The 9864-nt window shown below is 58.6% G+C and carries 4 protein-coding genes, 2 tRNA genes and 2 pseudogenes; 6 read left to right on the forward strand and 2 right to left on the reverse strand.

All coding sequences use genetic code 11. The features are described from left to right. Positions 1–73 precede the first annotated feature (73 nt). A pseudogene (locus FDP13_RS21235) lies at positions 74–733 on the reverse strand (DUF6387 family protein); the annotation flags it as partial. 521 nt (positions 734–1254) lie between these two features. After that, positions 1255–1344: transfer RNA gene (locus FDP13_RS21240), tRNA-Ser, on the reverse strand. Between the two features lie 94 nt (positions 1345–1438). Between FDP13_RS21240 and mtfA the strand changes: the two genes are divergently transcribed. The 6 genes and pseudogenes from mtfA to FDP13_RS21270 form a co-directional block, all read left to right on the forward strand. Next, a complete protein-coding gene (mtfA, locus tag FDP13_RS21245; RefSeq protein WP_012770259.1) occupies positions 1439–2206 on the forward strand; it encodes a DgsA anti-repressor MtfA in 768 nt (255 codons plus the stop codon). A 133-nt stretch (positions 2207–2339) separates the two neighbouring features. Next, a tRNA-Asn gene (locus FDP13_RS21250) sits at positions 2340–2415 on the forward strand. Between the two features lie 631 nt (positions 2416–3046). After that, positions 3047–3565 (forward strand): Hcp family type VI secretion system effector, encoded by a 519-nt coding sequence (locus tag FDP13_RS21255; protein WP_143840357.1) that lies wholly within the window; start codon positions 3047–3049, stop codon positions 3563–3565. A gap of 111 nt (positions 3566–3676) precedes the next feature. After that, on the forward strand, positions 3677–5530 hold the full coding sequence (gene tssI, locus FDP13_RS21260; RefSeq protein ID WP_143840358.1) for a type VI secretion system tip protein VgrG: 1854 nt from the start codon (positions 3677–3679) through the stop codon (positions 5528–5530). Positions 5531–5543: 13 nt separating this feature from the next. After that, positions 5544–5951 (forward strand): DUF1795 domain-containing protein, encoded by a 408-nt coding sequence (locus FDP13_RS21265; RefSeq protein ID WP_143840359.1) that lies wholly within the window; start codon positions 5544–5546, stop codon positions 5949–5951. Positions 5952–5962: 11 nt separating this feature from the next. Continuing rightward, positions 5963–9864: pseudogene (locus FDP13_RS21270) on the forward strand (RHS repeat-associated core domain-containing protein); the annotation flags it as partial.

Below are 9864 nucleotides of genomic sequence, written 5' to 3' on the forward strand. Positions count from 1 at the left end.
GAGCCAAATTAAAGCACTTCTTGTGATGAAATCATGTCCCTGATTGTACAAAAAACAGTTACGGGACACACCCTAAAATGGTGAACGGTATGGTCTTACCGTCGTTGTAGAGCTGTTCCCATGCAATCAAATCCATTAAAGGGATTACTTTGTAATCAAGTATTCTTTGAAAGGTTTTATGACCAAAACGAAAAATTCGGTTAGGTGGCTTAGGCGTTTTGAGGTGCTTTTGCCATTCAGTAATCAATACCTTTAGATGTTCTGCCAGATCGTCGCTACTGGCTTCTTCCAAATCAATTTCAATCAGCATCTTGTGAGAAGGGTTCAGACCTCCCTGTATCAGGTATTCAGAAATGTATTCCGAACTCACTGAAACATCATCTTTCGGGTCAGTGTTTTCCAGACGATACATAGCCCGCCCATAGTTGAACAACGAATTCCTTGTCATTGGCCTGACTGCATAGCTATGGGCTAGTTTATGGCTATCAGAGATCCATTGGTTTTCACATAAGACCTTACCAGAATGGATTAGAGCATCATGATAAATAGCCTGCATGCGGTTCTCATCGCCTGCTGTAGCCCACTGCTGCCTAGTTTTGTAAGCAAACATCCGCCTTTCAAGCTCAGCATATATTTGTTCTAAGGTGAGATCTTTCAGACCATCGTAACGACTGACATCAAACCACTCTTGCAACGCTTTCTTGGTCTCTTCTATGGACTTCTGTGTTGTCATTGTTTGCCCAACTAATGTTGTTTATGAATTGTAATAAAGCTATCTCATTCAACACTATAGAGAAAGTGAAAAAAGGTTTCCGGCAGCCCAAGGTGGGGCATTGAAGAATTGAATGTGATCTGGCCCACCTTTTGCTGGTTACTTGACCAATGTTCGCAAATCACTCGATCACACCACATCTCAGAGAAATTTACTGATTGCCTATACTGTTCTTCTGATAAGTGCTTAACTTAAAATCTGTTTTTCAGCCTTCATGGTATCGCGGGCTTTCATTTATACCCCATTAATCCCTAACGTATCTCACACGTCAGCCGGAGCAGATTTTCTCGTGCTAACAATGACCTAAAGTAAAATTGTTTTGAGAGTGTGAGCCAGAGGAGATAAAAATGAATGCTCAGAGGAATGCAACATGATAGAAATGAGTGCAGCAGAAAAGGCTGTTACTAATGGATTTTTAATGCACTACCTGATGCAGGACACGAGAAAAACTTAACGGTAAACTATTGAATTTAAAGGATGAGTGGCGGAGAGAGGGGGATTTGAACCCCCGGTAGAGTTGCCCCTACTCCAGTTTTCGAGACTGGTCCGTTCAGCCGCTCCGGCATCTCTCCGCGAAAGTGGTGCTTATAATGCCCTGTTTTATGGCATGTTAACAAGAACAAACCGACGCCTTTGAATTCAAGTGATGACTTAGCGAGCAACACCATGATGAAGTGGCAATGGAAATCCCCCACCCCCGATGCGTTTCTGGATTGGCAACCGGCATTGTCAATCCCGTTATTGACACCGCTGGCCGAGCCTGAGCAGCAGCACATCGTCATGGTGGCCAGACAGTTTCTGCGGCAGAAACGTCTGGTGCCGTTACAGGGGCTGGTACTTACCGAGCTAATGGCAAAACGCACCGCGCTCTTGTTTGCCCTTCCGGTGCTGGAACTGGGCATCGAGTGGCTTGATGGCTTTCATGACGTTCTCATCCACCCTGAACCCTTCAGAGTCGATGACGAATGGATGGATGAATACGGTTTGGTGCATAGCGGCCCCAGTATTCAGTCTGGGCAAAGCTGGGATCAGGGGCCTATCGTGCTGAACTGGCTGGAGATTCAAGATTCATTTGACCTTTCCGGGTTCAATCTGGTCATCCATGAAGTAGCGCATAAACTGGATAGGCGAGGTAATGAACGTCCTTCCGGTGTGCCATCGATGCCACTCCGCGAAATCGCCCAATGGGAGCAAACGCTACATGCCGCGATGGAAGCACTGCGCGAAGAAATTGAGCTGGTAGGAGAAGACGCCGCCAGCATGGATCCCTACGCCGCTACCGACCCGGCAGAGTGTTTCGCCGTGCTGTCTGAATATTTCTTTAGCGCGCCGGATTTATTAGCTGAGCGTTTCCCAACGGTATATCGAAATTTTTGCGGTTTTTACCGACAGAACCCGCTTGAACGGCTGCAGCGCTGGCAAACAAAGCAATAAGTCGCCGGATTTATCACCCAAACGGCGACGAATCCTGCGGATTGTACAGAAGCCCAGCAGTCGGTGCAGAATGTCTGTTTTGCCCGTTGACAGTCTAAGGGCGCACAGATAAGATGCGCCCCGTTCCAACGATTCCTCTGTAGTTCAGTCGGTAGAACGGCGGACTGTTAATCCGTATGTCACTGGTTCGAGTCCAGTCAGAGGAGCCAAATTTATCAAGGGGTTGCGTATGCAGCCCTTTGCATTTCAGAATACGTTCAGAAAACCATTTCAGAATATCCTTTTCGCTACACTGCATAAAAAACCAAGTCTGACACTTTCACGAAAAAGTATCACGCCAGCCTAATACGTCGCATTTCGATGACTTCCCTGCCCTGTTTTGCCGTATTAAAAAAGAATGTATCCATCACTGACCAAACTGAAATGACAGCTCGGGGCGTCACCTCCCCAGATGATGATGTCATGAGTAAAACGCGCGGCCCTTTTTATTCTGTCTGCCTCGCCCCGACGCACACTCTTCCGCCAGGATCCGGTGATCGCACAGAACACATTACGTGATAACGATCACATAAAAACGGATGACACCCGCTCACTAAACAACCACCATCAGAACAATCACAAAATCTGCGCAATTTCTTGCTCACTTTCCAGCATAAATCCCTGTTTGCGCAATGGATGCCGTTTTTTCGCGAGGTCTGCGCAACTTTTTGCTCAAATTTGACTTAGGGAAAATTTGACTTAGGTTAATTATGTTTAAAAACAATAAGATAAAAGTTGGTATGAGAATTGCTAAAGAAACCCTGAAGTTACACTAACCGTTCAACAACAAGGAGCAAGACTATGCCAACTCCATGCTATATCAGCATCGAAGGGAAAACCCAGGGCAACATCACCGCCGGTGCCTTCACCTCCGACTCCGTCGGCAACATCTACGTGCAGGGTCACGAAGATGAGATGCTGGTTCAGGAATTCAACCACGTCGTGACCGTACCGACCGACCCGCAGTCCGGCCAGCCTGCCGGTCAGCGCGTGCACAAACCGTTCAAGTTCACCGTCGCCCTAAACAAGGCCGTCCCGCTGCTGTATAACGCGCTGGCCTCCGGCGAAATGCTGCCGACCGTGACCCTGAAATGGTATCGCACCTCTGTTGAAGGCAAGCAGGAGCATTTCTTCACCACCACCCTGACCGACGCCACCATCGTCGACATCAACAGCCAGATGCCGCACTGCCAGGACCCGTCCAAGCAGGATTACACCCAGTTGATCGAAGTGTCGCTGGCCTACCGCAAGGTGGACTGGGAGCACACCGTCGCCGGCACTTCCGGCTCTGACGACTGGCGCGCGCCGATCGAAGCGTAATTACGCCGTACCCGGACTCCGGTCCGGGTGTTGTCGTTTTCAGCCTGCCCTGAGCGATGGCGACGGTTATCGCTGAGGGCGGACGCAGACAGGGAATTAGGAGGAAGCCAGGTGGCTAACAGTACCGGATTGCAGTTTACCGTGAAGGTCGGCGCGTTGCCGGAAACGACGTTCGCGGTGGTGGATTTTGAACTGAGCGAGGCGCTGAACCAGCCGTTTGCGCTGTCGCTCAATCTGGCAAGCGCCTTACCCGGCATCCACTTCGGCGCGGTGCTGGACCAGCCGTGCGAGCTGTTGGTGTGGTACGAAGGCGAGCTGCAGCGCCGGGTCAGTGGCATCGTCAGCCGCTTTGCCCAGGGCGACACCGGTTTTCGCCGCACCCGCTATCAGGCCGAGGTGCGCCCGGCGCTGTGGCGGCTCGGTCTGCGCACCAACGCCCGTATTTTCCAGACCCAAAAACCGGATGAGATCATCACCGAACTGTTGCAGGAAGCCGGTATCAGCGACTTTGCCTTTGCCCTGCGCCATGACCACGCCGTCCGTGAATACTGCGTGCAGTACCGCGAAAGCGACCTGGCGTTCATCAACCGGCTGGCGGCGGAAGAAGGGCTGTTCTACTTCCACGAATTCGAAGCCGGCAAGCACCGGGTGGTGTTTGCCGATGACGCTGGTGCGCTGACCAAAGGCCCCGAGCTGTTTTTTAACCTGGCAACACAAGGGCTGACCGAAGGGGCGTATGTCCGCCGTTTCCGTTATGCCGAGGCGGTGAGCACGGCTGAGGTGGAACTGAAGGATTACAGCTTCAAAACCCCGGCGTATGGTCTGTCGCACAAGAAAACCAGCAACGAACTGGCGCACCAGCGCGAATCCTACCAGCACTTTGATTATCCCGGCCGCTTCAAGCAGGACCCGAGCGGCAAGGCGTTTACCGGCTACCGGCTGGACGCGCTGCGCGCCGGGGCGATGACCGGCAGCGGCGAATCCAACGCCGCCGAACTGATGCCGGGCAGCACCTTTACCCTCACCGAGCACCCGAACCCGGCATTTAATCTGGCCTGGCAGGTGGTGGCGGTGACCCACAGCGGTCAGCAGCCGCAGGCGCTGGAAGAAGAAAGTGGCGGCGAGCCGACCACCATCAGCAACAGTTTCGAGGTGGTGAAGGCCACCACCACCTGGCGTGCGTCCATGCCGTACAAGCCGATGGTGGACGGCCCGCAGATTGCCACCGTGGTCGGCCCGACAGGGGAAGAGATTTACTGCGACGAGTTTGGCCGGGTGAAGCTGCAATTCCCGTGGGACCGCTATGGTGCCAGCGACGACCAGAGCTCCTGCTGGGTGCGGGTCAGTCAGGGCTGGGCCGGTGGGCAGTACGGGTTAATCGCCATTCCACGTATCGGTCATGAAGTGGTGGTGAGCTTTCTGGAGGGCGACCCGGACCAGCCGATAGTGACCGGGCGGACCTTCCATGCCACCAACCCGTCGCCGTATCCGCTGCCGGCCAGCAAGACCCGCACCTCGCTGCGCACCCGTACCCATAAAGGGGCCGGGTTTAACGAGCTGCGCTTTGAAGACCAGGCCGGGCAGGAAGAGGTGTTTATCCACGCCCAGAAGGACATGAACACCGTGGTGCTGAATAACCGCAGTACATCGGTCAACGCCAGCCATACCGAGAATGTCGGCGGCGACCAGACCGTGGTGGTGCAGCACAACCAGACGGTGTCGGTGAAGGAAAATCAGGTCACCGAGATTCAGGGTGAGCAGACCGTCGCCGTCACCCAAAACCGCCACACCACCGTCGACGACAACGAGTCGCTGCAGGTGAAAAACAATATCGCCATCCAGTCCCAGAGCGGCGACATCCTGATTGCCACCGCCGGCGGCTTCATCGCCATCGACAAGGACGGCAACATTTCCATTACCGGTAAAGGACTGGTGCTGAACGGCACCCGTATCGATTTGAACTGAGGGAGCAGCACGCATGTATCAGATGAACGAAGGCACCCTGGCTATTCCGACGGGCTGGCGCGACGAGTCGCTGCACGTGTTTGTGCTGCCGGGCGATACCGCCAATCTGGTGGTCAACCGCACACCGATTGAATTCGGCCTGTCGCCGGACACCGTCTATGAACAGACGCTGTCACAATTTTCCGCCCACCTGAAGGGCTATCAGGAGCGCGCCGCCTGGGAACTGACGCTGGATGGTCAACCCGCGCGCGGACTGGAGTACAGCTGGCGCTCGCCGGAAGGCCCGATGCACCAGGTGGTGGTGATGCAGGTGCGCGGCGAGCTGTTGCTGACCTTTACCGTTACCGCCGCCGGTGAGCTGAAGGATGAACAGAAAGCCGCGCTGCTGGCGGTTATCGAGACGTTTAACGCCGCGTCCTGAAGGGAGTCACGATGCTCAACGATATTCTGAGCCGGGTGGCCCGGGTGGGGGCCATGCATGCCGGAAACCGTCCCAACCCGCCCGCCGACCGGCCGCAACCCTGTCAGGGTAAACCGCCAACCTCGCCGGGCAAGACCATCAAACACAAGAGTTTTCTCGGCGCGCTGGCCGGTGCCGTGGCCGGGGCGCTGGTCGCCGCGGCCGTCGCGGCCGCGGCGGTGTTTCTGGTCGGCGTCACCGGCGGGCTGGCAGTGGCGGCTGTCGGGGCACTGGCGGTGTTTGCTGCCGGTGACCTGATTTCCGCCGTCACCAACAAGGTCTCGGCGATGGTGGACAGTGCGTCACCGGCCTTCGGGCCGGTGGCGGCGGGCTCGGGCAACGTGTTTGTCGAAAAACAGCCGGTGGCCCGCGCCACGAAAGACACCGTCGCCTGCACCAGGCACAACAGTCCGCAACTGATTGCCCAGGGCAGCGAGTCGGTGTTCGTGAACGACGCGCCAGCCGCCCGTATCGACGATAAAACCGTGTGTGGCGCCACTATCAAAGAAGGCGCCTCAACGGTATTCTTTGGCTCCGGGCAGGGCACCTATCTGGACATCGCCGACGAATTCAGCTGGTGGGAAAAAGCGCTGCTGATTGCGGTGGAGTTTCTGGTGCCGCCCAGCCGGGGTATGTTGAAGGGGCTGGGAAAGCTGTTTATCCGTGGTCCCAAGGCAGTACTACGCGGCTCCAGAGCAGGGGCAAAGTGGATTGCCGGTCGCCTCGCGGATAAATCATCTTGTGCCAGTCAGGCTTTCAAAGCCAGCAGTGGGCTGACGCGCGTCAAGGCAGCAGTAAAGGCGTTCCTGAAAGACCCGGTCTATATCGCCAGCGGCGAGGTGATTGAATCCCGTACCGATATCGAACTGGGCCAGACGTTGCCGCTGGTGTTCGAGCGCACCTATCGCTCCGCCTCCGGGCATGTCGGGCTGCTGGGCCGCGGCTGGCACGACAGTTGGAGCGAGGTGGCGACGGTAACGCGCGACGGCCTCAACACCCACGTGGTCATCACGCTGGCGCAGGGCTACGACATCGATTTCACCTTCCATCAGGACGTGCAGGCGGTGTACTGCCCGCACTACCCTGAATTTACCCTGCACCGCCGGGGCGACGGCTTCAGCCTGTGGCACCGCGACCAGCAGACCTGGCGCGACTTTAGTGTGGTACAGGGCGAGCGCCGGTGGCTATCGGCCCTTCACGATAGCCACGACAACCGCATCGAGCTGGTGCGTGACCCGAAAGGCTACCTGCGCCAGGTGCGCCACAGCGACGGCGTCACCCTGCTGCTGGTATGGCAGGGCGAATTCCTGCACCAGATACAACGCATCGATGGCGGTCAGAAGACGTTGCTGGCCGAATACCGCCAGGACGAACAGGGGCGGCTGGTGGAAGCGGACGCCACCCACGCCTATCACCTTTATTACGAGTACGACACCGCCCATCGGCTGACCCGCTGGCACGACAACGACCAGACCTGGGCGCGCTACGAGTACGACGCGCAGGGGCGCTGTGTCTATACCACCTGTGCCGACGGCTTTCTGACCGCCCGCTTCGACTACCTGCCCGACCGGGTAGTGATGACCGACGGCCTCGGCCAGCGCAGCGAATTCGGCTTTAACGACCTGCACCTGATGAGCTGGGAAACCTCCCCGCTCGGTCACGTCACCCGCTACGACTACGACGAGGTCGGCAACCTGCTGCGGGAAATCTCGCCCGCCGGGCGGGTGGTCGAATTCGGCTATCTGGACGATACCGGGCGGGTCAGCACCTTTACCGACGCCAGCGGCCACCAGTGGCAGTACGATTATGATGAGGCGCAGCGGCTGTGCGGCGTGACCGACCCGCTGGGCCGCGAGTGGGGCTGGGTGTACGACGCTGAAGGCAACCCGGAACGGCTCACCGGCCCGGATGCCAGCGAGGTACGATTCACCTGGAACCGCTACGGCCTGCTGACCCAGGTCAGCGACGCCGCCGGTGAGGTGCAGGCCCGGTTACAGTACGACCACCGTCAGCGGCTGCTGAGCGCCACCGACGCCGAGAGCCGCACCCGGCAGTTACGCTACGACGGGCAGGACCGGGTGGTGCAGTGGCAACGGGCGGACGGCGCCCGTTTCCGGCTCGGCTACCGCCGGGCCAGCTGGACGCTGCCGGAGCAGTTGATACGCCCGGATGACAAGGAAGAGCAGCGCCAGTACGACCGCCATAACAACCTGCTGAGCTACGTGGACGGCAACGGCGCGCTGTGGCGTCAGAGCTTCGGGCCGTTCGACCTGCTGACCGCGCGCACCGACGCCGAAGGCCGCACCTGGCGCTACGACTACGACAGGGAAAGCCAGCAGTTGATAGCCGTCACCGCGCCGGACGGCAGCCGCTGGCAGTGGTGGCTGGACGCCGACGGGCGGGTCATCCGCGAGCGCGACATGACCGGCACCGAGACCCACTACGGCTACGACGAGGACGGCCTGTGCGTCAGCGTGCGCAACGGCGAAGGCGACACCCGCCACTTCCTGTACGACGCCCGCGGGCTGCTGTTGCGTGAGACCGCGCCGGACGACACCCTGCACTACCGGTACGATGCGGTGGGCCGCCTGACCGAGGTCTCGTCGGCCACCGCCCATGTGCAACTGGACTACGACCTGCGCGACCGGGTGGTGCGTGAATGGCACAACGGCACGCTGCTCACCCGCCAGGTTGATGACGCGACCCGCACCGTCACCCGCACCCTGACCTGGGACGGCGATGCGGACGACACGACAAACGCCCTCGCGCCGCTCACCAGTCTGTTCCATTACACCCGTACCGGCGAGCTGCGGCAGGTGCAGCTGCCGGACGGTGCCGACCTGACCCTGACCCAGGACGCGGCGGGCCGCGAGTCGCTTCGTACCGGTGGCAGCGGTTTTGCCCAGCAGCGGGAATACGACGTGATGGGCTGGCTGACGCGGGAGATGAGCGGCGCACAGCACGACGGCCACCTGCTGGCAGCCCAGACGCGGGAATACCGCTACGACGGCGCCGGTAACCTGACCGGGGTGCGTCACAACCGCGACGCCGAAGGTTACCGGCTGGACGCCACCGGCCGGGTGCAGGCAGTGCTGAGCGGCGGCGCGGGCAAACCGGTAGACACCACCGCCCGTTTCCACTACACCCGCACCGGTCTGCCGCAGGAAGCGGGCCGCCTCACCGAGTGGCAGTCTGGCCGACTGGTGCAGCACGATGACACCCATTACCAGTACGACAGGGCCGGACGGCTTATCCGTAAACAGGTGGTGCAGCCGGGCTACCGCCCGCAGGTGTGGCAGTACCGCTGGGACAGCCGCAACCAGTTGCGGGTGGTAGATACCCCGACCGGCGAGCGCTGGCTGTACCGCTACGACCCGTTCGGCCGCCGGGTGGGCAAACGCTGCGACCAGAAAGCCGAAGAGACCCGCTACCTGTGGGACGGCGACCAGATAGCGGAAATCCGCCACTACCGCCACGGCCAGCTGATACAGCGTCGTCACTGGGTGTACAACGGCTGAGAGCTGGTGGTACAGCAACGCCAGCACACCGGCGGCGACTGGGAAACGGATTTTGTGACCAGCAGCCAGAACGGTACCCCGCAGGCACTGTTCACACCGGACGGCACCCTGCGCTGGCAGGCACCGACAGCCACGCTGTGGGGCCAGCGTCAGACAGAAAAATCGGAAAGTCCGGACCCCGGCCTGGCCTTCGCCGGGCAGCTCCGTGACAGCGAAAGCGGGCTGTGCTATAACCGCTTTCGGTACTACGACCCGGCCGGTGGGTGTTATGTCTCGCCGGACCCGATAGGGATAAGAGGTGGTCTTAACCTCTATGCGTATGTCAAAAACCCGGTAAGTTGGGTTGATCCACTGGG

Source organism: Dickeya sp. ws52, from assembly GCF_007210685.1.
GTDB lineage: Bacteria > Pseudomonadota > Gammaproteobacteria > Enterobacterales > Enterobacteriaceae > Dickeya > Dickeya chrysanthemi.

Excerpts from the sequence above, each read along its gene's own strand:
- FDP13_RS21265 (WP_143840359.1), top strand. The coding sequence starts at position 5,544 with ATGTATCAGATGAACGAAGGCACCCTGGCTATTCCGACGGGCTGGCGC.
- mtfA (WP_012770259.1), top strand. The coding sequence starts at position 1,439 with ATGATGAAGTGGCAATGGAAATCCCCCACCCCCGATGCGTTTCTGGAT.
- FDP13_RS21255 (WP_143840357.1), top strand. The coding sequence starts at position 3,047 with ATGCCAACTCCATGCTATATCAGCATCGAAGGGAAAACCCAGGGCAAC.